This window comes from Clostridium sp. N3C (assembly GCF_900095445.1).
In the GTDB taxonomy this organism is placed as follows: Bacteria; Bacillota; Clostridia; order Clostridiales; family Clostridiaceae; genus Clostridium_AU.
On record NZ_FMJL01000005.1, the window covers coordinates 1 to 23,995 of the forward strand.

Annotated in this window: 22 protein-coding genes; 15 read left to right on the forward strand and 7 right to left on the reverse strand. The window is 31.0% G+C overall.

Going from position 1 to position 23,995, the window contains the following annotated elements:
- The coding region (locus tag N3C_RS03125) for an AAA domain-containing protein (RefSeq protein WP_143312586.1) at positions 1 to 2,352 on the forward strand (2,352 nt) is incomplete at its 5' end.
- Positions 2,353 to 2,427: 75 nt separating this feature from the next.
- Here N3C_RS03125 and N3C_RS03130 read toward each other — a convergent pair.
- From N3C_RS03130 to cwlD, 3 genes are all read right to left on the reverse strand, one after another.
- Positions 2,428 to 2,856, reverse strand: a complete 429-nt coding sequence (locus N3C_RS03130) for a YsnF/AvaK domain-containing protein (protein ID WP_074364624.1) — start codon at positions 2,854 to 2,856, stop codon at positions 2,428 to 2,430.
- 91 nt (positions 2,857 to 2,947) lie between these two features.
- Positions 2,948 to 3,511, reverse strand: coding sequence for a YsnF/AvaK domain-containing protein (locus N3C_RS03135; RefSeq protein WP_083604398.1), 564 nt, complete (start codon positions 3,509 to 3,511; stop codon positions 2,948 to 2,950).
- A gap of 68 nt (positions 3,512 to 3,579) precedes the next feature.
- A complete protein-coding gene (gene cwlD / locus N3C_RS03140; RefSeq protein ID WP_074364625.1) occupies positions 3,580 to 4,290 on the reverse strand; it encodes an N-acetylmuramoyl-L-alanine amidase CwlD in 711 nt (236 codons plus the stop codon).
- A gap of 258 nt (positions 4,291 to 4,548) precedes the next feature.
- Between cwlD and N3C_RS03145 the strand changes: the two genes are divergently transcribed.
- The 6 genes from N3C_RS03145 to recQ all read left to right on the forward strand — a co-directional run bounded on the left by N3C_RS03145 (position 4,549) and on the right by recQ (position 14,278).
- Positions 4,549 to 4,968, forward strand: a complete 420-nt coding sequence (locus N3C_RS03145; RefSeq protein ID WP_074364626.1) for a hypothetical protein — start codon at positions 4,549 to 4,551, stop codon at positions 4,966 to 4,968.
- A gap of 30 nt (positions 4,969 to 4,998) precedes the next feature.
- Positions 4,999 to 5,298, forward strand: a complete 300-nt coding sequence (locus N3C_RS03150; protein ID WP_074364627.1) for an ATP-dependent Clp protease adaptor ClpS — start codon at positions 4,999 to 5,001, stop codon at positions 5,296 to 5,298.
- 3 nt (positions 5,299 to 5,301) lie between these two features.
- Positions 5,302 to 7,548 (forward strand): ATP-dependent Clp protease ATP-binding subunit ClpA, encoded by a 2,247-nt coding sequence (gene clpA, locus N3C_RS03155; protein WP_074364628.1) that lies wholly within the window; start codon positions 5,302 to 5,304, stop codon positions 7,546 to 7,548.
- A gap of 139 nt (positions 7,549 to 7,687) precedes the next feature.
- Positions 7,688 to 10,933, forward strand: coding sequence for a DEAD/DEAH box helicase (locus N3C_RS03160; protein ID WP_074364629.1), 3,246 nt, complete (start codon positions 7,688 to 7,690; stop codon positions 10,931 to 10,933).
- A gap of 54 nt (positions 10,934 to 10,987) precedes the next feature.
- The gene (locus N3C_RS03165) at positions 10,988 to 12,031 is read left to right on the forward strand and encodes a DNA polymerase IV (RefSeq protein ID WP_074364731.1); all 1,044 of its coding nucleotides are present in this window, start codon (positions 10,988 to 10,990) and stop codon (positions 12,029 to 12,031) included.
- Positions 12,032 to 12,127: 96 nt separating this feature from the next.
- Positions 12,128 to 14,278: a DNA helicase RecQ gene (recQ, locus tag N3C_RS03170; RefSeq protein ID WP_074364630.1), complete on the forward strand. Its 2,151-nt coding sequence runs from the start codon at positions 12,128 to 12,130 to the stop codon at positions 14,276 to 14,278.
- A gap of 101 nt (positions 14,279 to 14,379) precedes the next feature.
- On the opposite strand, the gene mltG is transcribed toward recQ, so the two are convergent.
- Positions 14,380 to 15,387: an endolytic transglycosylase MltG gene (mltG, locus tag N3C_RS03175; protein WP_074364631.1), complete on the reverse strand. Its 1,008-nt coding sequence runs from the start codon at positions 15,385 to 15,387 to the stop codon at positions 14,380 to 14,382.
- A 200-nt stretch (positions 15,388 to 15,587) separates the two neighbouring features.
- Here mltG and N3C_RS03180 point away from each other — a divergent pair, with 200 nt between their 5' ends.
- The 3 genes from N3C_RS03180 to N3C_RS03190 all read left to right on the forward strand — a co-directional run bounded on the left by N3C_RS03180 (position 15,588) and on the right by N3C_RS03190 (position 19,031).
- The gene (locus N3C_RS03180) at positions 15,588 to 17,708 is read left to right on the forward strand and encodes an alpha-amylase family protein (RefSeq protein ID WP_074364632.1); all 2,121 of its coding nucleotides are present in this window, start codon (positions 15,588 to 15,590) and stop codon (positions 17,706 to 17,708) included.
- A gap of 158 nt (positions 17,709 to 17,866) precedes the next feature.
- Positions 17,867 to 18,805, forward strand: a complete 939-nt coding sequence (locus N3C_RS03185) for an alpha/beta hydrolase (protein WP_242944032.1) — start codon at positions 17,867 to 17,869, stop codon at positions 18,803 to 18,805.
- 13 nt (positions 18,806 to 18,818) lie between these two features.
- Positions 18,819 to 19,031: a DUF3006 domain-containing protein gene (locus N3C_RS03190; protein WP_074364633.1), complete on the forward strand. Its 213-nt coding sequence runs from the start codon at positions 18,819 to 18,821 to the stop codon at positions 19,029 to 19,031.
- A 60-nt stretch (positions 19,032 to 19,091) separates the two neighbouring features.
- Here the strand turns inward: N3C_RS03190 and N3C_RS03195 are convergent, their stop codons facing one another.
- The 3 genes from N3C_RS03195 to N3C_RS03205 form a co-directional block, all read right to left on the reverse strand.
- Positions 19,092 to 19,580: a dihydrofolate reductase gene (locus tag N3C_RS03195; RefSeq protein WP_074364634.1), complete on the reverse strand. Its 489-nt coding sequence runs from the start codon at positions 19,578 to 19,580 to the stop codon at positions 19,092 to 19,094.
- Positions 19,580 to 20,374, reverse strand: a complete 795-nt coding sequence (locus N3C_RS03200) for a thymidylate synthase (RefSeq protein ID WP_074364635.1) — start codon at positions 20,372 to 20,374, stop codon at positions 19,580 to 19,582. The genes N3C_RS03195 and N3C_RS03200 overlap by 1 nt, the downstream gene beginning before the upstream one ends.
- 75 nt (positions 20,375 to 20,449) lie before the next feature.
- A complete protein-coding gene (locus N3C_RS03205) occupies positions 20,450 to 20,995 on the reverse strand; it encodes a DUF5662 family protein (RefSeq protein WP_074364636.1) in 546 nt (181 codons plus the stop codon).
- A 209-nt stretch (positions 20,996 to 21,204) separates the two neighbouring features.
- Here N3C_RS03205 and N3C_RS03210 point away from each other — a divergent pair, with 209 nt between their 5' ends.
- From N3C_RS03210 to N3C_RS03230, 5 genes are all read left to right on the forward strand, one after another.
- Positions 21,205 to 21,468, forward strand: a complete 264-nt coding sequence (locus N3C_RS03210) for a hypothetical protein (protein WP_074364637.1) — start codon at positions 21,205 to 21,207, stop codon at positions 21,466 to 21,468.
- A 70-nt stretch (positions 21,469 to 21,538) separates the two neighbouring features.
- Positions 21,539 to 21,787 carry a hypothetical protein gene (locus N3C_RS03215; RefSeq protein ID WP_242944033.1) on the forward strand — a complete coding sequence of 83 codons (249 nt, stop codon included), beginning with the start codon at positions 21,539 to 21,541 and terminating at the stop codon, positions 21,785 to 21,787.
- 63 nt (positions 21,788 to 21,850) lie between these two features.
- Complete coding sequence (locus N3C_RS03220) at positions 21,851 to 22,123, forward strand: hypothetical protein (protein WP_074364638.1); 273 nt, start codon at positions 21,851 to 21,853, stop codon at positions 22,121 to 22,123.
- 247 nt (positions 22,124 to 22,370) lie between these two features.
- Positions 22,371 to 23,033 (forward strand): DUF6483 family protein, encoded by a 663-nt coding sequence (locus N3C_RS03225; protein WP_074364639.1) that lies wholly within the window; start codon positions 22,371 to 22,373, stop codon positions 23,031 to 23,033.
- A 39-nt stretch (positions 23,034 to 23,072) separates the two neighbouring features.
- A complete protein-coding gene (locus N3C_RS03230; protein WP_074364640.1) occupies positions 23,073 to 23,948 on the forward strand; it encodes a deoxyribonuclease IV in 876 nt (291 codons plus the stop codon).
- Positions 23,949 to 23,995 lie beyond the last annotated feature (47 nt).

Sequence of the window (23,995 nt, forward strand, 5' to 3'; positions counted from 1 at the left end):
TTAAATTCTGAAATGAAAATAGCCATTAACGCTTGTAGAGTAAATGGTGTCATTCCTAAAAAAATAAATGAGTATAAGGCCCTGCTGAAATATTATAACCTAAATAAAGCTAGAGAAGAATTATCAAATAGATGGAATAGGCAGATGGTTCCTCTTGGTGCTGATAATACAAGGGACATGGGCCAGGATTTCGAAGTGGTTTGCAAAAAATATTGCAGCATCATAGAAGAAAATTTGCTTTGGTACGATAAATATTGGAATCCAATTTTATCAAGATTGAAAGCTTTAGGATTAAGAATTGAACTTATAGATAATAATTTGGATCTATCTAATGATAAATATAGCAGACTAAAATATATAAAAAATTATTTAGCGGATAAGATTATAGAAGTCTTAAAAGTTGAAATATATAGATTACAGTATAATAAGTTAAATAAGAGCCTAGAAACTTATATTGAATTTATAAATAGATATTCTCATAGTCAAAACAGTGTTTTATTAAAAGGGTTGCTGGATGCTATATTGATGGGTGATATTGACAGCTATAAGGAACATTACGAGGCTTTAGCACGGATAGAAAACCTTTCTGGTATTATCAAAAAAAGAAAAGATTTGCTACGATCCTTAAGCGAAAGTGCACCTAATTGGGCCAAGGAAATCCAAAATAGAAATTCAGTTCATGGAAAGGATAGTCCTCCTTTTGGAATTAAAGAAGCTTGGTTATATGTTCAATTTAAACAAGAAATTCTAGATAGAAAAAATCAGTCCTTAGAAGAAATGCAAAATGAAATCTTTAAACTAGAAGATGATATAAAGAGTAGTACTGCAGAACTAGCTTATAAAAAGGCCTGGAGAGCAAAATTGATTAATTTCCAACATAATAAAAAGCAAGTTCAAGCCATAGAAGGTTGGAGACAATTAATTAGGAAGATTGGTAATGGAAAAGGCAAAAGAGCAGAGATTTATAAGGCAGAGGCTAGAAAATTGATGCCAAGCTGCCAAGGGGCTATTCCTGTTTGGATAATGCCTTTAAGTAAGGTAGTTGAAAGCTTCAATCCTGCAGAAAACCGATTTGATATAGTTATAATTGACGAGGCCAGCCAATCAGATGTTATGGCTTTAACTGCTTTATATTTAGGTGAAAAGGCTATAATAGTTGGGGATAATGAGCAAGTGAGCCCTTTATCCATAGGTGAGAGAACAGAGGATATGGATAGATTAATAAGGGAATATTTGTACGATATACCTAACGATAAACTCTATTCCGGTAAGTTTTCTTTATATGATTTAGCACAAGCTACCGGTTATCAACCAATTAGGCTAAAAGAACACTTTAGATGCGTTCCAGATATTATACAGTATTCAAATATACTTTCATATAATGGTCAGATTAAGCCACTAAGAGATGATAGCCAAGTAATGGTAAAACCTGCTCTAGTGCCTTATAGAGTAGAAGGGGCAATTTCTAAAAATAAGATTAATGAAAAAGAAGCGGAAGCAATAGTTTCCTTAATACTTGCTTGTTGTGAAATGGAAGAATACAAGGACAAGACCTTTGGAGTAATTACTTTAAGGGGAGAGAAGCAAGCAGCGGTAATAGATAGGATGCTTCAGAAAAGAATGTCGCCCTCTGAATACAGCAAAAGAGAAATACTATGTGGAAATTCAGCCAACTTCCAAGGAGATGAGAGAGATATTATTTTCTTATCTATGGTAGATACAAATGAAGGTGAAGGACCTTTGAGATTTAACGGATACGGACCCGATGATTTGTATAAGAAGAGGTATAATGTTGCTGTAAGCCGTGCTAAGGATCAAATTTGGCTTGTTTATTCTTTGGATACAGAAGAGGATTTAAAACCAGGAGATATAAGAAAGGAACTTATTAACTATTTTAAAAATCCTCATGGTAAAGATATAGAGTATCAGAGAAGATCCTTGGAAGCAGAATCAGAATTTGAGAAAGAGGTAATGAAATATCTAATTTTTAAAGGGTATAAAATTGTACCTCAATGGCAAGTAGGTGCTTATAGAATTGATATGGTGGCTATATATGGAGATAAAAAAGTGGCCATAGAGTGTGATGGCGAAAGATGGCATGGTGAAGATAAAATTGAAGAGGATATGATTAGGCAATCAATTCTTGAAAGACTAGGTTGGACATTTATTAGAATTAGAGGTAGCGAATTTTATAGTAATAAGGAAGAAACTATAGAATTAGTTATTAAAAAGCTGGAAGCTTTAAAAGTATATCCTTATACAAATTCTAATGAATCATTACAGGAGTCAAAATACACTTTAGTAGATAAGGTTAAGCAAGTGGCAGCAAAAATTAAAAAGTCTTGGAATTAAAAGCGTTAATATTTTTCTTTATATGTTTGAGCTTAAAAATAACCCTTTCTTAATATTTAAGAAGGGGTTTCTTTTTCAAGATTCACCTTTTTTAATAGTTGTTTTAATCTCCGTCACTACAGCTTTCCCAGACGTATTTATATTTAGTTTTTCTTTCTTTATGCTTTCTTCTATAAGCTGTGTTTCCAAATATTTTTTATTGTAGATTTCCACTTCTTGAAGTACAATGGGGTGTTTAATGATTTCTATCTTTTCTTCTTTTAGAGGAATCCTTATAGTTTCTAATTTCTGCTCTTCTGCATTTGGATTTTCAGATGGAATTGATTTTTTTTGTATAACTAGTTGTTCTTGAACTATAGGCACCTTTATAGTCTTTTCTATGGTAACAGACTCTTTATATATTTCGACCTCTCCAGTTTGTACCCATTTTTTTGCTATAGATAAATGTTCTTCTTTAAGTTGAAGGTTAGCTATAACTTCACCATCTTTTGCTTCCTTATCCATAGTTTCACCTCCATGAGTATAGAAGGGAGAATAGTAGTTTGAAAAACACTTCACATATCTATACAAGATAAGTGAAGTGTTTATTTTGATATTAATTCATAGATGGATTGGAGCTTTTAGAACTTACTTCCGCATTACCTTTAGTGCTTATTTTTGCTTCTTCTTTTTTAAGGTTTGCTTCTATTTTTTTGTTCTCTTGAACTTCTCGTTTTTTTGCAGATATTTCTTCAGTTAAAACCGTTTGCTTACTTACTTCAACCTGCTCCTCTCTAAGGAGTATACGTATAGTTTCCGATGGTCCTATAGGGGTATTGGTAACCTCGTTGTTTAGAACTTTTCTTTCTATTACCACTTCTTCATGGGTTACTGGAACTTCTACAGTTTTTTTCTCTTCTACTACTTCCTTGCTTATAATAACTTCTCCAGATTCAACCTTATTTTTATTTACATTTAACTCTTCCTTATGAAGGCTTATGGTTTCATTATTTGAATTTTCTTTATTGGAATCTTCTTTGTTTGAAGGATTACTAGCTGCCTCACTTTTAATTGATTGGTCATTGTTTGAAGTTTCTCCTTCTTCTTTTTTGTTAGAACTATTCTTTTGTAAATTCTCGTTATTATTAGCAGATCCAGAAGTACCAAAGAAACTAAGCATGATACCGCCTCCAATCAGTATAAAGATAATTATATTTTAGGCTTTTATATCATTGTCTATACATTACTTTAAATTTCTAGCTCAAAATATTCATTAACAGACTTTGCAATTGATTCAGCAATTTTCTGTTGGTAGCCTTCATCCTTTAGTTTTTTTTCTTCTTCTGGATTGCTGAGAAATCCACATTCAACTATTACTGAAGGAATTTCAGGGTGGCAACGAAGAATCTTGTAATCTTTTACAGCCCTTTTGCATTGTCTTTTATTATCTTTATCTAGATCTAACCTTAAGTTTTTTTGAATTAACTTTGCCAATAATTCGCTTTTCTCGCAGTTGGAATACCAAACTTGTGCTCCATAATACTTACTTTCTGGAAAGAAATTTTGGTGTATGCTAATAAATATGTGACAGTTTGAATCTCTTTTTAAAATACATCTATTATTTAAATCTTCGTATTTTCTTTGGAAAATTGATGCTTTTTCATTACTATAAAGTCCGCGATCCTTGTCTCTGCTCATTATCACAATGTAACCATACTCTTGCAAAAGATCTCTTAGTTTAATACTAATATTTAAGTTAATATCTTTTTCTAAAGTCCCTTTTTTAGAAACAGCTCCACCATCAAAACCACCATGACCGGGATCTATTAGAATTACTTTATTATAGTAATTTTCTGTTGGAGTTGATGCCAATACTTGAGTATAACTTTTAGAGCTAATATAGTTAAGTAAAAATCCTATAAGAACAGTAAGTATTAGAAATTTCCTTTGAAAAGTCAAAAGCAACACCTACTTTTAAAAATATATTACAGTAAAAGTGATACCCTGAAAGAGAGAAAAAAATACTGGAACATTATTGAATTAAATGAAAGTAATTAATTTTTAATTCTCTAATAAGCTTCCTATATTAAATCATATAAAGCCTTGTATAGCAAAGAATTTTAAGATATGATAAATTTGTCGAAGGAATTTGCTAATAGGTGAAGAATATATATAATCTTATAATTAGCAAATGAAATAAATATTGGAGGGGGACATATGAGTAAAGTTATTAAGTGTTTAGTTATTGTTTATGACGACTATAATAATGTGCTTATTGCTGAGCGTGGAAAAGGAAAAAAGGATTCACCTAAACTTTGGGGTATATTTGGAAGAAATCTAAGGGGAAAAGAAAATGGAGAAACCTGTGCAGCTAAGGTAATTGATAAGGACTTGTCATGTACTATTTTTGATTTAGACCTTTTTAAAGAGTACCCATTAAATTCTGAAGAGAATGGTAGCTTATTGGTGTACACAGGCAAAGTTAGAGAAATGTTATCCTTGCATAAAGAAATTAATAAGGTTAAGTGGATAAGTTTAAGAGAAATTGATAATTATGAATTTAGAGAAGGAGAAAAAGAGATAATTATGGATTTCTTTAATAGTATAAAGCAATTATTAAGTATGGATAAAAAATAAATTAAATTCTCTGTTGAAGGGGTGAAAACCTTGGGAAATAATACATCCATAATAGAGAAAAATAAGATCAAATTAAAAAAACCAAAACATTATAAGGTAATAATGCATAATGATGATTATACTACTATGGAATTCGTAGTATATATATTAATGGAAGTTTTTAATAAAAGTTTGAAAGATGCTAATAGAATTATGTTAGAAGTTCATGAAAAAGGCAGGGGTATTGCAGGAGTGTATCCTTATGATATCGCAGTATCAAAGATTGCTATAGCTACTGCAGCGGCTGAGAAAGAAGGATATCCTTTCAAACTTACCGTGGAAGAGGAGTAGATTATGAAAATAACCAAATCTGTCAATGATATTTTTTTAAGAGCCTTTCAACAGGCCAAAATTAATAAGGATGAGTTTATTACACCTGAACATATACTTTATGCTTCATTGTTTCAAGAAGAATTTATCAATGGCCTAGAAGCTTGTGGAGGAGATGTAGAAAGTCTTAAAGCTAAGTTAAAAGAATATATAGATGTATATATTTCAAAAAAGGAAGAGGGAGAACCTACAGAAAGCGTTGGCTTTAAGCAGTTAATTTATAGAGCGGGCTTACAGGCTCAAAGTTGTGGAAAGAATATAATTACATTAGATCATATCATAAATGCTATTTATACATTAGAAGATAGTTATGCTAGCTACTATATGCAAGAAGAGGGCATAAATTTACGGGATTTGTTATTTGCTCTTTGCCATGATAAGGAAAGGGAAGAGAAAGAGGAAGATATAAATAAAACAGAAAGATCTGGTGAAGAAAATGATAATACTTCTAAGAAGTCTGATAATAATATATTAAAAAAGTATACTATCAATTTGACAGCTTTAGCAAAGGAACAGAATAAGGATCCTCTAATTGGTAGGAAAGACATATTAAATAGAACCATTCAGGTACTCTGTAGAAGGACAAAAAATAATCCTATCCATGTAGGCGAACCCGGCGTAGGGAAAACAGCTATTACTATGGGATTAGCGCGACTTATAGCAGAAGGAAAGGTTCCTAAGAAACTTAAAAATGCAGAAGTTTTTGCCATGGATATTGGGTCTATGCTGGCAGGAACAAAGTATAGGGGAGATTTTGAAGAGAGAATAAAAAAGGTGTTGGAAGCAGCTAAAAAGCATCCTAATCCCATAGTTTATATCGATGAAATCCATAATATAGTAGGGGCTGGAGCTTTGACCGGAGGGTCTTTAGATGCTTCTAACCTTCTAAAACCTTATTTGATGGAAGGAAAGCTTAGATTTATTGGGGCTACTACCTACGACGAATATAAAAAGTATTTTTCTAAAGATAAGAGCTTAAGTCGAAGATTTCAAACTATAGATGTTAATGAAACTTCTGTGGAAGAAACTATAGAAATATTAAAGGGAATTAAGAAAAACTACGAAAAGTATCATCAAGTAGAGTATACTGAAGAGGCTATTAAAAGTGCTGTGATATTAAGTGATAAATATATAAATGAAAGGTACTTACCAGATAAGGCTATAGATGTGATGGATGAAGCAGGTTCCTATGTTTCAATAAAAATGAGAAAATCACAGGAGACAATAATAATAGATGAAAAGATAATAGAAGAAGTTGTATCTCAAATGTGTAAGATACCTAAAAAGACCGTTGAGAGTAACGAAATAGCTTCTTTGAAAAATCTCCAAACAACTCTTAAAGAAAATATCTTTGGTCAGGATTTAGCTATTGAAGAGGTAGTTAGATGTATTAAAATGTCAAAGGCCGGCTTAAATGAGGATAATAAACCAGTGGCTTCTATGCTATTTGTCGGACCTACAGGAGTTGGTAAGACGGAAATAGCAAAAACTTTAGCAAAAAGTTTAGGAATAGAATTAGTAAGATTCGATATGAGTGAATATATGGAGAAACATGCAGCTTCAAAGCTAATCGGCTCTCCTCCAGGCTATGTTGGTTATGAAGAAGGAGGTTTGTTAACGGATATTATTCGAAAGAAACCTCATTGTGTTCTCTTGCTGGATGAAATAGAAAAGGCTCATAGCGATATACTAAATGTACTTTTACAGGTTATGGATTATGCAACTCTTACAGATAATCAAGGTCGAATAGCTGATTTTAGAAATGTAATTATTATTATGACTTCCAATGCAGGAGCTAGAAGTATAGGTAAAAATTTAGTAGGATTTGGAGATAGAGAAGTACAAGGAGAGGCCATAATGGATGAAGTAAAAAAGATCTTTTCTCCAGAATTTAGAAATCGTTTGGATAAAATAATAGTCTTCAATCATATTAATAAAGAAATGGCCTTAAACATATCAAGAAAAGAACTAAACAAATTCAAGGAAAAGCTAGCTAAGAAGAAGGTTAAAATAAATTTCAGTGAAGCTTGCATAGAGTTTATAGCTAAAAAAGGTATTTCAAAGGAATTTGGTGCAAGAGAAATTCAAAGAATTATTAATTCAGAATTAAAACCTTTACTGATAGACGAAATATTATTTGGTAAGCTTAGCAATGGAGGACAATGCTCTATTGATGTAAAAGATGAAAAATTTACATTATTGTTAGAGTAGCCTTTATAATAGAACTACATAAAGGAAGCATAAACTTCTGGTTAACAGATCTTTATGCTTCCTTAATTATTGATTAAAAAATATGATATAATAAAGTACAAATTCACGGTATATTAAAGTATCCTATGTAGGTGATAGTATGATAACAGAAGATACCTTATTGCAGTTGTTTAATGAGGAAACTAGTGGAAAAAGGCAAGAAGATGCCCATAGAGTCATAAAAAATGATTTAGTAGCAAATGTAGATATATTGCAGGATAATAAAGTAATTGTTATTAGTGGAAATGTTATTTCTGAAAATCTTTTTAATGAATATACTACTAAAATTAATTTTGATACGGAAGAAAATCATATTCTTTCTACTTATTGCAGTTGTGATGATTTTCAAAAATTCAAAGATAAAAAGAAAAATTATTGCTGTAAGCATTTGAATGCTGTGTTTTATAAATCTTTAGAAGCTTTAGTAAAGCATCCTTTGATATTGAATAAGGGGGAAGAAAAAGAGCTTATAGGGGAAAACAGCAACATATTAAATATGTTGCTATCTGAAGAAAATATTAAAACTCAAATTAAGATTGAGGTCTACATTAATAAAGATCAATGGGATGACAGCATAAGTTTTGAGCTCAAAATAGGAAGTAAAGATATGTCATCTAATAATCTGTACTGCTTAAAGGATATTAATCAATTTTTAATAGCTCTAGAGCATAAAGTTCCTATTTACTATGGCAAGAACTTTACCTTTAGTATAACAGAGCAGTATCTTACCACTAAGGATAAAAGGCTTATTGATTTTATTTATGCAATAAAGCAAATATCCTATGCTAGTGCTATTTATAAGAAACAGCAAGATCTTATAGAGGGTAAGTATGTACAAGTTCCTAGTTATATGGTAAGGGATTTATTTAATACTATAGAGGATCATCGGGTTTATTTGAATGAGGGCTTTTTTCACAGACCAGTGGAAACTGAAATATTGAGAGAAAAACCTCCAGTAGATTTTGATCTAAAGATTATTAAAGATAATTATGTGTTGAAGTCTCCCGGAGGTATGCCACTAACCTTAGGATCAAAGAATGATGTGTTTTTATATGGCACTATTATATATTTGCCAGATTATGATTTTTGCTATAAATTTGCAACTTATATAAGAGTTTTTAATCCTGCAAAAGTTGTTACTATACCAGTAGCTCAAGAAGAGAAAATTCTTAGAAATTTAATACCACAGCTAAATTTCTTATCATCCAAAGTAACCTTGTCAAAGATTATTGAAAGTAAAATTGTAAGTGAACCTTGTGGTTTTAACTTTTATTTTGATATGGAGGATGACAAAGTAATCTTAAAACTAAAGGTTAAGTATGGACAATATGAATTTAATATTTTTGAAGATTACTCTGAAAAAGTTATTTATAGGGATCTTAAAAAAGAAAAAGAAGTAAAGAGAAAATTAAATTTGCTTGGATTTCAAGAGCATAAGGGTAGATTTTACCTTATGAGGGATGATGAGTATATTTTTAACTTTTTTAAGAAGGACATAATTCAACTTCAGCAATATGGAGAAGTATACTATTCAGAAAACTTTAGAGGCATAAGAAAAATTAATGCCAATAGCATTGTAGGCACTATAAAATCTGGTAAATACGATTATTTTGAAATGGATTTTAAAATAGGAGATCTAACCCCAAAGGAAACAACAGAAATATTAAGAGCTTTCAGAGATAATTTAAAGTATTACAAATTGAAGGATGGTGAATATTTGGATCTGGAGCAGTGGCAGCTTAAGCAATTCTTGATGCTTATAAATGCTCTAGCACCGGAAAAATTATTAGAAAACAAAGTAATTATACCTACAAGTAAGGCTCCATATGTTGAAGATTGTTTAAAGGAGCAAGACTCTATATCCATAGAAGGTAGAGAAAGTTTGGCAGAAATTAAAAAAAAGCTTATCAAGGCAAATGAAAAAACTTTCATGGTGCCTAAAGAGGTAAAAGCAATACTAAGAAATTATCAAAAAGAAGGATACAATTGGCTAAAGACGTTGGATTATCTCGGTTTTGGAGGAATATTGGCAGATGAAATGGGCTTAGGTAAAACGCTGCAAACTATATCCTTTATATTATCCAATAAAACTAGTAAGACACTTATAATAGCTCCAACCTCTTTACTATATAATTGGCTTTATGAATTTCAAAAGTTTGCTCCTCAATTAAGGGTAGCAACAGTAAATGGTAATAAAGAAGAACGAGAGGAAATTTTAAATCATTTAGATAACTTTGATGTGTTCATAACCACTTATAATTTACTAAAGAGAGATTTAGATGTATATCGAAATATATCCTTTGATTATTGTGTAATTGATGAAGCTCAAAATATTAAAAATGGCCGTTCTCAAAATGCTTTAGCCGTAAAATCAATACAAGCTAAGAGACGGTTTGCCTTAACAGGAACACCAGTGGAAAATTCTTTGATGGACTTATGGTCTATTTTGGATTTTGTTATGCCAGGATTTTTATTTGATGAAAAAACCTTTAGTGTAAGGTATCATAAAAAATTAAGGGAAGAGCCAGAGGTAATTGAAGATTTAAACAAGCTTATAAGGCCCTTTATACTTAAGCGAAAGAAGAAGGATGTTATTAAGGAATTACCGGATAAGATAGAGAAGATTTTAACCATATCTTTGGATGATAATCAGAAGAAAGTCTATAAGGCCTATAGAAATCATGCTCTAGAGTTAATAAAAAAGAAAGTAAAGGAAGAGGAATTTAAAAAAAGTAAAATAGAAGTGCTTTCATATATAACCAAACTAAGACAGATATGTTTAGATCCAAGTCTTGTTATGGAAGATTACAAAGGAGAAAACGGAAAACTAGAAGTTTTAATAGAATTGCTGCATAATAGCATAGAGGGCGGCCACAAGATCTTAGTCTTTTCTCAATTTACTTCTGTACTTAAAAATATAGCTAACAGGTTGAAGATAGAAAATATCCAATTTAGTTATTTAGATGGTTCAACTAGTGCAGAAAATAGAATTGAATTAGTAAAAGATTTTAATGAAGGAGAAAACTCAGTTTTTCTAATTAGTTTAAAGGCAGGAGGTACAGGATTAAATTTAACTTCAGCGGATATAGTTATACATTATGATCCTTGGTGGAATCCGGCGGTAGAAAATCAGGCTACAGATAGAGCTCATCGCATTGGGCAGAAAAAGGTGGTTGAGGTAATTAAGATTATTGCAAAAGGTACTATAGAGGAAAAGATACTTTCTTTACAGGAAGATAAGAAAAAGTTAATATCCCAGGTTATAGAAGAAAATCGGGCTACAGAAGGACTCTTTTCATCCTTATCGGAGGAAGAGATCATTAGATTGTTAGAAGATAGAGAGTAACTTATGCTAAATAATGAAGCTGATAATAAAAGGATAAAGAAAAGGAGAATATCAGTGGATAGAGTAATAATGCATGTGGATATGGATGCTTTTTTTGCTTCTGTTGAAGTACTAGATAATCCAAGTTTAAAAGGAAAGCCAGTTATAGTTGGTGGTACTTCAGAAAGAGGCGTGGTAGCAACCTGTTCCTATGAAGCTAGAACCTATGGCGTAAGAAGCGCCATGCCTATATATTTAGCGAAAAGAAAATGTCCTAATGGAATATTTCTACCTACTAGACATTGGCGCTATAAAGAAGTATCTAGACAAATATTTAATATATTTTATGAACTAACTAATATAGTGGAACCGTTAAGTATCGATGAAGCTTACCTAGACATATCAGAGCTAAAAATGGAACCAAAAGAAGCAGCAAGTTTTATAAAAAACAGGGTAAAAAAAGAAATAGGCTTAACCTTATCCGTTGGAATCTCTTATAATAAGTTCCTTGCTAAAATTGCCTCTGATTGGAATAAACCTAATGGTTTTAAAATCATTACAGAAGAAATGATGCCTAATATTCTATTTCCGCTGTCTATAAGCAAGGTATATGGATTAGGGGAAAAATCTACAAAAAAACTTAATGATATTGGAATATTTACAGTAGAAGAGCTCTATAAACTTCCTCAAGAATTCTTAGTTGAGTATTTTGGCAAGATGGGGGTTGAAATATATGAAAGAATAAGAGGTATAGATCGGAGGCCGGTTACTGTACATAAGGAAAGAAAATCCATTGGAAAGGAAACTACCCTAAGAGTGGACACTGAAAACAAGGAAGAACTAAAGGAATACTTAAGGCAATTTTCAAAAGTAATTGCAGGTTCTTTAAAAGAAAAGAATATAAGCTGTAGCAATATTACATTAAAAATTAAAACGGCTACCTTTGAGAATCATACAAGAAGTAAAACCTTAAACTATCATACCAATAAAGAAGAGGATATAAATAAGGAAGCTTGTTTAATTCTCGATGAAATAGATTTAAATGAAAAAATAAGACTTATAGGACTTTCGGTTTCAAATTTAAAAGCTGATACTATAGAGCAGTTAAGTCTATTATGAAATAGTGAACAAAAAATTTTAAAATGAAGACTAAAACAATAGTTTATGTCAATAATCAATAAGAGTTGTTGAGTAAATTTAACAAGAGGTGAGACTATGATAGAGCAGTGCAAATTACTACTAAAAAAATATTTTGGCTTTCATGAGTTTAGAAAGGGGCAGGAAAAGGCTGTAAGTAGTGTTTTCAATAAAAGAGATACTTTTATTATTATGCCTACCGGTGGTGGTAAATCCTTATGTTACCAGATTCCAGCACTGTTACAAGAAGGTATTACCTTAGTTATATCACCTCTAATTGCTTTGATGAAGGACCAAGTTGATTCTTTAAACAATATTGGCATACCGGCTACCTATATAAACAGTACTCTTTCTGCAAGTGAAATAGATGATAAATTATATAAGGCTTATTTAGGAGAATATAGGTTAATATATGTTTCTCCAGAAAGGCTTGAATCTCAAGGTTTTTGCAGTAGATTATTAGGTATGCATGTATCTATTATAGCGGTAGATGAAGCACATTGTGTTTCTCAATGGGGACACGATTTTAGACCTAGTTATAGGCTTATAGCAGATTTTATTAATAAATTAGAAAATCGTCCAGTGGTAATGGCACTAACAGCAACTGCTACAGAAAGGGTAAAAGAGGATGTTATAAATTTATTAGGATTAAGAAATCCAGAGATAGTTTTGACAGGTTTTGATAGAAGTAATTTGAAATTTTCTGTTGTTAATGGGGTAGATAAAAAAGGTTACATTAGCAAGTTTCTTGATGAACACAAAGGGGAAGCGGGAATTATCTATACTGCCACTAGGAGAGAAGCAGAATCCTTGTATAATTATTTAATAGGAAAAGGAATTAAAGTAGGTATATATCATGCAGGAATGTCTGATGAAGAAAGAAGTAAGTTTCAAGAAGCTTTTATTTATGATGATATTGATTTGATAGTTGCTACCAATGCTTTCGGAATGGGTATTGATAAAAGTAATGTAAGATATGTAATACATTACAATGTACCAAAAAACATGGAGGCTTATTATCAGGAAGCTGGTCGAGCAGGTAGAGATGGTGAAGAGAGTCAATGTATATTGCTTTATAGTCCGGGAGATGTGCAAACACAGAGATATTTTATAGACACTTCTAATCTTTCAGAAGAGTTAAAGGCTATTGAGTATCAAAAACTTCAAAGGATGGTAGATTACTGTCATACCTCAACTTGTTTAAGAAAGTTTATATTAGCTTACTTTGGTGAAGAAAGTCTTGAGGAAAATTGTAATAATTGTAGCGTTTGTTGTGATGATAGAGAGCTTCAAGATATTACTATAGAGTCACAAAAAATCATTTCCTGTGTATATAGAGCAAAAGAAAGGTATGGGAAAAATACCATAATAGATATTTTGAAGGGATCAAAGGGCAAAAAAATTATTGAAAACAAACTAGATGAGCTTTCAACCTATGGTATCATGGCTACAGAACATAGAGATAAAATAAATTTAATTACCAATAAATTATGTGCTGATGGTTATTTAAGAATGACAGAGGAACAGTACCCTGTACTAAAACTAACAGCTAAATCTATAGATGTTTTAAAAAATAAAGTACAAGTATTTATGAAAATTGATAAAATTGAGGGAAAAAATACTGTAGATAATGAACTTTTTGAACTTTTAAAGAATTTACGAAAAAATATTTCCTTTAGAGAAGGATTGCCTCCTTATATCATATTTCATGATAGTACCTTGAAGGAGATATCAGAAAGGATGCCTACAAATAAGGATCAGTTGTTAGCAATTAGGGGGTGCGGTGAGAAAAAAGTAAGTTTATATGGCCGTGAAGTGTGCCAAGTAGTTAAAAATTATATGATGGAAAAAGGAATAGAAGTAAGTTCTGATTCTATAAAAAATATTAAAAATGAAAAACAGACTTTTGGAAAGTCTAAAGATGATAAGTTAAAAAGTTATATGATAACCTATGAGTTATATAATTCAGGTATGTCCTTAAAAGATATTTGTACTGAAAGGGGATTAACCTTAGTTACTGTAGAGTATCATATTTTTCAGTGTTATGAAGAAGGCTTAAATGTTAATCTAGATGATTTTATTCCGAAAGAGTATGAAGGAAAAATACTTGAAGCTATCGAAAATGTGGATCATAAAGGAAAATTAAAAGCTATAAAAGAAGCATTACCTGCAGAAATAGGATATTCTGCTATAAAAGCAGTGTTATATAAGTATAAAAGGGTAGGTTAATTTATAGGTTTAAATTCTATAGTGAAAGTAAATAAAGCAACCTGAGAATGTATAATTGAAACAGGTTGCTTTTATTATGGCATCAATATTAAATTAAATGCTTAGTTCATATATTTCCTTACATTTGCCAGATGTTCTTCATAGGTTTTACTAAAGACATGGCCATCTTGGCCTTTTACATAATAAAGGAAATCATGTTTTTCTGGATATAGGGCTGCTTCTATGGCTTCTTTACGGGGAGAAGCTATAGGACCAGGAGGAATTCCCTTATATTTGTAGGTGTTATATTTGGAATCTATAAGTTTATGTTTATTTGTTGGAGAAAAAGACTTTTCACCAGCAGTATGGGCATAGATTAGAGTTGCATCTATTTGCAACAACATATTATTTTTTAGTCTGTTATGAATTACACCTGAAATTCTTGCCATCTCTTCAACTTTAGCAGCTTCCTTTTCAATCAAAGAAGCTATAGTAACAACTTCATTTACGGTCAACCCTAATTCTTTTGCCCTGTTACGATACTCTTCAGTGAATACTTTTAAAAATTGACCATATAATTCATTAATGATTTGTTCTTTACTTGCATTTACCGGAATATAATATGTATCAGGGTATAAATATCCTTCCAAATCGTAAATTATATTTGAGGAAGGCTCAATAATCGACGTTAACTGGAGTTCTTTCCATGTTGTTTTTAAGAGCTCCTCTTTTTTTAATAAATTTTTTTCTTCTAATAAGGATGCTATTTGGTAAAGACTATACCCCTCTGGTATTGTGATTTTTTCAAAATCTGATATGCCACTTTGCACTTTGGCAAGCAGGTCCTTAAGATTCATCCTTGGGCTAATTATGTAGTTCCCTTTTTTTATTGGATTCATAAGCTTGTAATGCTTAGCGTAGTACTTAATGGCTTTAGTTGATGTAATGTAGGATTCATCCTTCAACATTTTAATACCATCTTCAAAGGACAGATCCTCATCTATTATTAAATACTTATCTACCCAGTTAAGGGTTTTACCATTTTTATAATCGTAATATTTAATATATAAAAAACCACCAATACCGGTAATAAAGAGCAAGCTGATAAAAAAAATAAGGTATTTTTTCAATGAATCACCTCCGTTAATAATTATGTTATCATTATACATTAAATTTCTTATAAAGCGTAGACATTTTTCTTAATTAATATAGTATAATATGATTATGTACTAAATGATTTACAAATTGAATGAAAAATTATTAAAATATATTTTATCAATCAGCAATCTGAAGTATAATATTATTACGTACATATAAAGGAGGCAAAAATATGTCAAGCAAAAAGGGCAGTAGCTTAGTTAAACTTATGAATAAGCTAAAGAAGAAAATTGTTCAAGGTAAAGACTTAAATTACGCAGTGCCGGATTTATGGAATTGTTTTGGTTATCCGGAAGATCAAATGTTAGGAACTAAAGATGGCGTAATATATGTTAATCCATATCATTTTTATTATACTTGTATTCAAGATTACATAATGAAAAATTATGATAGAAAATTAAATTATGCCCAATCACTTTCTTTACTTACTGATAATTTTAAAGTTAGATATGGATATTTAGGAGGAGACTGGATAAAGGAAAGTACTATTTATTCCATGCATATTAGAACATCTACTTCCTGGGATCATGATGGTAGTGGAAAGTTAGAAGAAATAGATAAGTTTGGGTTAAAAGAAACAGGTACTTTTGTTAAGTCAATAGCTTTATTACCTCTTTTGAAGAAAATGGGCATTACAGCTATTTATTTATTGCCTATTTCTGCTTATAGTACTAAATTTAAAAAAGGAGAATTAGGCTCACCTTACTCCGTTAAAAACTATTTTAAATTAGATGCTAATTTAAAAGATCCAATGACAGATAATGATTTAACTGTTGAAGAAGAGTTTAGAGCTTTTGTAGAAGCGGCTCATATACTTGGAATTAGAGTAATGATAGATCTTATACCAAGAACAGCTTCTAGGGATAATGATTTAATATTAGATCATCCAGATTGGTTTTATTGGATCAAAAAGAGCGATTTAGAATATTATCATCCACCAACAGTTGATGGAATTCCACCAGCAGAAAAACCATCATTTGATAATCTAGACTTAATTTATAGTTCTCCAGAAGTTTGGGAGCATATTAGAAGATTCTGTCCTTCACCAGATGTTTACGCTCCAGAAAAATGGAAGAGCATAAAAGAAAGATGCAAGAAGGATCCTACTTTAGATTTCTTTGATTTAATAGAAGAAGAAATAGGTTTAACAACAGCTCCTGCTTTTGCGGATTGCATAAATGACCCTCAACCACCATGGACTGATGTTACATATGTAAAGTTGTATTTAGATGATCCCGTGGAATCACAAAAATATACAGCAGGTAAAGGATTATCACCATATATACTATTTGATACAATAAAAAATAATATGTTCAAAGGTAAACAAAGAAATGAGGAGCTTTGGAATACTTTAGCTAGTATTATACCTTATTATCAGGAAAAGTTTGGTATTGATGGTGCTAGATTAGATATGGGTCATGCATTACCAAGCGAATTAGTTGAAATGATATTAGATAAGCCAAGAAAGAAAGATAGAGATTTTGCATTTATTGCTGAAGAGCTTCAAACTGAAGCTGGTGAAAAAGCAAGGAAAAATAATTATAATATGATAATAGGTTTTGGTTGGTGGCTTCAACCAAGAATTTCCCAACTTAAGACTCATGAATTTATGTATGGAGCAGTTAATTATAAAGCACCAGTATTTGCCTGCGCTGAAACTGCAGATACTCCAAGAGTAGCAGCCCGTGAAGGCGGTAAAACACTAGCTAAATTCCTTACTATTATGAATCAGTTTGTTCCAAATGCCGTTCCATTTATTAATTCAGGTTTAGAAATTTATGAGACTCAGCCTATGAATACAGGATTAGATTGCAGACCTAATGAAAGATTTATGTTACCAGAAGGTGACCCATATAATGACAAACTGGCTTTCTTTGATAGATATCAATTGCATTGGACAAACCCTGATAGATGGGATTTACCTGATACTTTAGAAGTGATTTCAAGCATTAGAAGACAATATTTAAATACTATAACTAATACAGAGAACTTTGTACCTGTTCACTTTGAAAGTCCAACTACTCCAGCCATTGGTTTAGGATGGATGATAGAAGGCAAAAGATGGAATCCTAATGATAATGTATTAATAGTAGTAGGTAATGCAGATCTTAATAATGAAAGGGAATATGTTCTTTATCTAGATAATATCAGAAAGGCCTCTGGTAATGCATCAAGAAAAGCTTGGTTGATGTTCTCTCCATATGAATGGAATCATGACATTTATGATTTTGATGAAAATTGGAATTTACATTTAAAGTTTAAACCAGGTGAAGTAAAAATATTATTGTTGTAAAAGAAGAGGAAGTTAACTTTATTTATAAGATTCACTAAAAAAGATGTCAATTGACATCTTTTTTTCATAGGATGGGTTATTATAGTTAATTTCTCGTCATTGAAATAGGGGGTAAAAGTTGACGTACCATTATAAAATATGATTTGGAGGTAAATATAGTGAATTTATATATAATTGTCTCTGTAATATTATTAGTATTGTTAATAATTGTTATTATTGCATCACAATATTTTTATAATTTAGCTATACTCAGGAGTGAAAAAAAGTTTTTAAGTAATAATGATGACTTTTCAGATAACATAAGTAAATCAAATCATAGAGGCTTAAGTTGGATGGAGAATGTTAAATATGAGAATGTTACTATATTATCTCATGATGGTTTGAAACTTAATGGATACTATATTGAAGCAAAAGAAAAGTCAGATATAACTATTATTCTTGTACATGGATACAGCAGCCATGGAAAGAACATGGGTTACTTCGCTGAATTTTATCATGATGAATTGGACTTTAATATTTTAATGCCGGATTTAAGAGGTCATGGAAAAAGTGAAGGTAACTATATAGGTTTCGGGTGGCATGATAGGCTTGATATTATAAATTGGATAAACTATATAATTAAGAACAAAGGTAAAAATCAGAAAATAATCTTACATGGTATTTCAATGGGGGCCAGCACTGTATTGATGACTTCTGGGGAAGAACTGCCTGTAAACGTGAAAGGAATAATCTCAGATTGCGGTTACAGCTCAGTAGAAGAAATTATGAGCTATCAAGCAAGAAAAATGTATGGTTTGCCTAAGTATCCACTAATACCAGCCACTAGTTTAATATGTAGACTAAGGGCAGGGTATAATTTTAAAGAAGCTTCTGCTAAAGACCAAGTAAAAAAGTGTAAGCTGCCGGTGCTTTTTATTCATGGTGATAAAGATGATTTTGTTCCTACTAGCATGGTTTATGAACTTTATGATGAAAATAATGAGAACATGGAGTTATTAATAGTTGAAGGAGCGGGACATGGAGAAGCTTATACTATAAACATGAAAGAATATCAAAGAAGAGTTAAGACTTTTTTAGATAAGGTTCTTTTGAAGTGAGAGGAGGTAGATGATGAAAGTTGTAATAGACAGATTTGAGGGAGAGTATGCAGTTTGTGAAAAGAATGACAGAACTATGATAGATATTGAAAGAATTAAGTTACCACCAGAAGCAAAGGAAGGGGATGTTCTAGAGATTAAAGAAAATCAGATTACTATAGATAGGGAAGCTACAGATAAAAGAAAAAAAGAAATAGAAGAGCTGACAAAAGACCTGTGGAATTGACTTGTAAATATATAAAAATGCACCCTATAGTTAAGTAATGTAACATTAGGGTGCATTTTATTATTTTCTCAGGTAAGTAATCATCTTATAAGGATATTTATCGGTGTTAATAAATTCACTTTCCTCAATTACATCCCATTGATTTTCATCCCATTGAGGGAAATAAGTATCACCTTGAAAATCTTCAAAAACTCTTGTAACATACATTTTTGAAGTATAAGGAAGAAGTTGTCGATAAATTTCACCACCGCCAATTACAAAATATTCTTCTTCAGAATTTATATAAGGCTTTAAGGAGTCTATATCGTGGATAATATTAACATTTTCATTATCAACATAGAAGTCTTTATTATTAGTAAGAATTATATGTTTTCTTTCAGGTAATACTCTACCAAGGGATTCAAAGGTTTTTCTGCCCATGATCATACTTTTACTACCTGTCATTGTGATTTTTTTAAAGTTTTTCAAATCTTCAGGAAGATGCCAAAGTAAACCGTTGTTACCTCCTATAACATTGTTGTTAGCAATTGCAACAATAATACTGAGCATTATACAGATACCTCCATTTTAATAGCAGGATGATGCTGATAATCTATTAATTTAATATCATCTATAGTAAAATCATAAAAGTTTTTTATTTCAGGATTTATCCAAAGCTTTGGACTTGGATATGCATCATTCTCTCTTGTAAGCTGAAGTTTCATTCCTTCTACTTGATTTTCATATATATGAGCATTGTTAATAACATGGGTAAAGAGTCCAGGCTTATAGCCAGTTACTTGAGCTATTAGATGAACTAACACTGCGTATTGGCACATATTAAAGGGTACGCCTAGAGGAACATCACCTGAACGCTGTACTAGCATACAGTTTAACCTGTCTTCTGTAACATCCCACATAGTCATGAAGGCACAGGGATATAGTGAACCGCCTTCTAGGTGAGGAATTTGCCATAGACTCATTATATGTCTTCTATTTTGAGGATCTTTTTTTATGTTTTCTATTAAAGTGTCTATTTGATTATATTTTTTAACAACCCAACCATAAGCAGTTCCAATTGTACCATCTTCCTGCATCCATTCATCCCAGATATGTACATTTTGCTCTTGAAGTTTTTTTACATCATTAGATTGATCCTTATAAATCCATAATAGTTCCTTCACTGCTGTTTTAAAGGCTACAAATTTAGTAGTGAGAATAGGGAACTCCTTTTGAAGATCAAATTGAAATATTTTGTGTGGAAGCTTATAGGTTGGCATTCCTGTCCTATTTTCTGTTTCATAAAAACCATTTTCTAAAATATCTCTCACCAAGGTTAAATATTGTTTATCCGCATTATTCATTTCTAGACCTCCTACACTTTTGCTTTAAAAAATATTATATCATAAAAATTATTGATTTTTCGGTTTTGTTTATTTTCAATTAAGTAACTCTTTCTTTATATAGTTTAAAGTTGCTTCTTCTCCTTCACTTGCCAATTTATTCAAGAGCAATTCAAGCAATGCTCTTGATTCATCATGAATAATATAATAATCTTTACCTTTGTTATAATATTCAAGAGGAGAAGTATCTTTGTAGGCATCCCTTTCATAGTTCTTTGAAGCACACATCCTATCTAAAAACATTTCTATTACATATTTAATTGGCATTTTCATCCCAATTAGTCCTTCAGATGGATTAACGCCGTAATCAATCCAATATTCAAAGTGATGCTTGTTTCTTCCTTTGTGATGTAGCCAGGCCTTTGAGTAACCTTCTTCAATCTTTTCTATAGCATTAGGACTGCGGTTTCCTTGATAGTATTTTACACCTGCGGAAAACTCTACCCAGGAGTATTTAGATAGGTCATGTAAAAGCCCTTGTTTATATAGACCAACCTTAAAGCAATATTTCATTACTAAGATTTTATGATTAGTTATAGTTTTAAAATGATTTATTGCATTATATAATTTTTTACCTCTCATATGTTTGTCCATCCTTTTTATATTAATTATCCTATCAAAAATAATATATTGCAATTGAGTTAATAAGACAATAAGCAAATTTTTTCTTTGCTAAATCTGTGACAAATGTGAAATACCCATCATAGCATATACTATGAAGATAAATAATATGCATCCTAAGAGGAAAATTAGTTAAGGAAAAAGCAAGAAAAAAGGAGTGAAATAAAGGGATGACAGGCTGTTATCATGGTAGTAACCTTCCTGGAGGATTTATGGGCGGCTATGTTGGAGGATCAAGATGCCTTTGTGATTTTCCAACTTTAGTAATATTAATATTAATTGTACTTCAATTCAGCAATAAGAATAAAAACTACGGCCATGATGATGAGGATTATGAAGGCTGCCATAAGGATAAATATGATCAAATAGGCAATGGTGTATTATTCATTATAGCACTTTTCTTCCTATCCTGTGCAGGTTGTGGAAGACGCTAAAAAATATAAATTATATAAAAAACAAGATGTAAAAATGAAAAACATTTGTAAATAGTAAAGGAGGGTACCCATGAGTAGAAAATGCTGTAACAAAGAATTATTAAATGTTCCTATGTTTAGAGGAGTAGATAACAAATGCATTTGTAACTTTCCTACACTAGTTATTTTGATTCTCATCGTTCTTCAGTTCTCTAAAAATAAGGGGGAAAAGGGAAGTTACGGTGGAAATCATGGAAAAAATGAAATAGGTAATGGTGTATTATTTATAATTGCATTATTCTTCTTAACATGCGCTGGTTGCGGTAAAGGAGCATATTAAAAATACTGGGAGAGCTTTTAGCTCTCTCTTTAAATATTTAAATAAGTAAAAGGCGGGAGGAAGATGAGTAGAAGAAAGAAAAAAGAGGAGCTTATAAAAGTGCCAATTAGCACATATGCACAAAGTTGTATTTGCAGTTTATCACAAATTGCTATATTAATATTAATTATACTTCAATTTTCCAATAAGGGGACAGGCTCAAAGTTAAGGGATAAAGATCAGCAAATAAGTAATGAAATATTATTTATTATTGCATTATATTTCTTATCTTGTATAGAATGTAGTTATAGGTATCCTTATTCTATTATTAATATACCTGTAATCCAAAACTCTTAAAGTTTAGATTTTATAAATTAAATAGTATATATCATAATAGTGGCTAACTTAGATTAAGATATAATTTTTAATTAAAGGCACCTTGGTGCCTTTTAATATAGATATTAATGTTTAAAAATTATATTGTAAATTAAAGCAATGTTCAAGCACATGTAAGTTTAATACTTCTCATACTGGTATATAGTCTAATCCATTGATATAATATTAAGGTAGTAAATTATGATTCTTTAAACTGGAGTTGGTTTTAATGATAAAAAATGATTTGAATGATGCAAAGCTATTAGAGCTTTCTGAAATTTTAAAAAAAATATTAGAATATAAAAGTGAATTAAAATGGGAAGAAGGTCTTTTGTATATAAAAAAAGCTTATAAAGAATTACTTGGATTAAATGGAGAATTAGTAGAAAAATTAAGCGTAGACGATGTGATTGGCTTAATTAGTGCACATGAAGCTGCGGAGATATATAAATTAGTTATATTGGCTAAACTTTTAGAAGCAGAAAGCGATTTGTATGACTGTCAAAATAATACTAGCAAGGCCCTAAATATCAAGTTAAAAAGCCTTTATGTTTTTAATAGGGCTTTGTCATTAGACAAGGGAACAACCTTAGGGACTTCAAAAGAATCAATGGAAAGTATAGTTGATTATTTAAGTAGCTATGAAATGGGGCAAAAAGCTTATGAAATAATTATGAAACACTTTGAACTTTTGGAAAACTTTGATAAAGCTGAAGATGCATATTACGAATTATTAGAAGAGAACAAAGACAATGAAGGAGTAATTAAATTAGGAATAGATTTTTATTCTAGGCTTTTGGATAAAGAAGATTGGGAATTGGAGAAGGGGAATTTATCTCTTTCTGAGGTTAGAGAAGCTTTAGATTATTTAAAGGGTTTGAGAAAAAGATAAAACAAAAGATAAACTACTTGCTAAAGGTGGGAGATTACTATGTTAAAAATAGGTTCTCATGTATCTATGAGTGGTAAAAAAATGCTTTTAGGATCTGCTGAAGAAGCGGCATCTTACGGTGCTAATGTTTTTATGGTATATACAGGAGCACCTCAAAATACTATAAGAAAACCTATAGAGAACCTAAATATTGAGGCTGCTATTAATTTTATGAAAAAGAATAATATAGATGAAATCATCGTTCATGCCCCTTACATAATTAATTTAGGAAATAGCGTAAAAATGGAAATATTTCAATTAGCTATTAATTTTTTAAGAGAAGAAATAAGGCGTGCAGAAGCTTTGAAAAAAGCAAAGCAAATCATTCTACATCCAGGTTCCCATGTTGGTGCTGGTGAAGATAAAGGAATAGAACGAATTATAGAAGGCTTAAATGAAGTAATTACTAAAGATCAATCTGTACAGATTGCCTTAGAAACTATGGCTGGTAAAGGTTCTGAATGTGGTAAGAGCTTTGAGCAATTAGCAAGAATTATAGATGGCGTTAAATATAATGAGAAAATTAGTGTTTGCATGGATACCTGTCATGTTCATGATGCTGGTTATGACATAGTTCATAAATTTGATCTTGTGTTAGAGGAATTTAATAAAATAATAGGTTTGGACAGACTTAAGGTTATACACTTAAATGATAGCAAGAATCCTTTAGGTAGTAAAAAGGATAGGCATGAGTTAATAGGTTATGGTTATATAGGATTCGATGCTTTATGTTATATTGCTCACCATGAATCCCTTAAAGATATTCCTAAAATATTAGAAACACCTTATGTAGATGATGGAAAAGGGAATAAAAAGTCACCTTATAAGTACGAGATTGAAATGATAAAGGAAAAGGTATTTAACAGATATTTCTAGTTTGGGTTTTAAAATAATAATTATTGTATATGAAATTTTTACGATAA

Bases quoted from the DNA above. Each gene is read 5' to 3' on its own strand.
- N3C_RS03130 (WP_074364624.1), bottom strand. From the start codon at position 2,856: ATGGATAAGGAAGCAAAAGATGGTGAAGTTATAGCTAACCTTCAACTT.
- N3C_RS03135 (WP_083604398.1), bottom strand. From the start codon at position 3,511: ATGCTTAGTTTCTTTGGTACTTCTGGATCTGCTAATAATAACGAGAAT.
- N3C_RS03145 (WP_074364626.1), top strand. From the start codon at position 4,549: ATGAGTAAAGTTATTAAGTGTTTAGTTATTGTTTATGACGACTATAAT.
- clpA (WP_074364628.1), top strand. From the start codon at position 5,302: ATGAAAATAACCAAATCTGTCAATGATATTTTTTTAAGAGCCTTTCAA.
- N3C_RS03160 (WP_074364629.1), top strand. From the start codon at position 7,688: ATGATAACAGAAGATACCTTATTGCAGTTGTTTAATGAGGAAACTAGT.
- recQ (WP_074364630.1), top strand. From the start codon at position 12,128: ATGATAGAGCAGTGCAAATTACTACTAAAAAAATATTTTGGCTTTCAT.
- N3C_RS03180 (WP_074364632.1), top strand. From the start codon at position 15,588: ATGTCAAGCAAAAAGGGCAGTAGCTTAGTTAAACTTATGAATAAGCTA.
- N3C_RS03190 (WP_074364633.1), top strand. From the start codon at position 18,819: ATGAAAGTTGTAATAGACAGATTTGAGGGAGAGTATGCAGTTTGTGAA.
- N3C_RS03195 (WP_074364634.1), bottom strand. From the start codon at position 19,580: ATGCTCAGTATTATTGTTGCAATTGCTAACAACAATGTTATAGGAGGT.
- N3C_RS03200 (WP_074364635.1), bottom strand. From the start codon at position 20,374: ATGAATAATGCGGATAAACAATATTTAACCTTGGTGAGAGATATTTTA.
- N3C_RS03205 (WP_074364636.1), bottom strand. From the start codon at position 20,995: ATGAGAGGTAAAAAATTATATAATGCAATAAATCATTTTAAAACTATA.
- N3C_RS03210 (WP_074364637.1), top strand. From the start codon at position 21,205: ATGACAGGCTGTTATCATGGTAGTAACCTTCCTGGAGGATTTATGGGC.
- N3C_RS03215 (WP_242944033.1), top strand. From the start codon at position 21,539: ATGAGTAGAAAATGCTGTAACAAAGAATTATTAAATGTTCCTATGTTT.
- N3C_RS03220 (WP_074364638.1), top strand. From the start codon at position 21,851: ATGAGTAGAAGAAAGAAAAAAGAGGAGCTTATAAAAGTGCCAATTAGC.
- N3C_RS03225 (WP_074364639.1), top strand. From the start codon at position 22,371: ATGATAAAAAATGATTTGAATGATGCAAAGCTATTAGAGCTTTCTGAA.
- N3C_RS03230 (WP_074364640.1), top strand. From the start codon at position 23,073: ATGTTAAAAATAGGTTCTCATGTATCTATGAGTGGTAAAAAAATGCTT.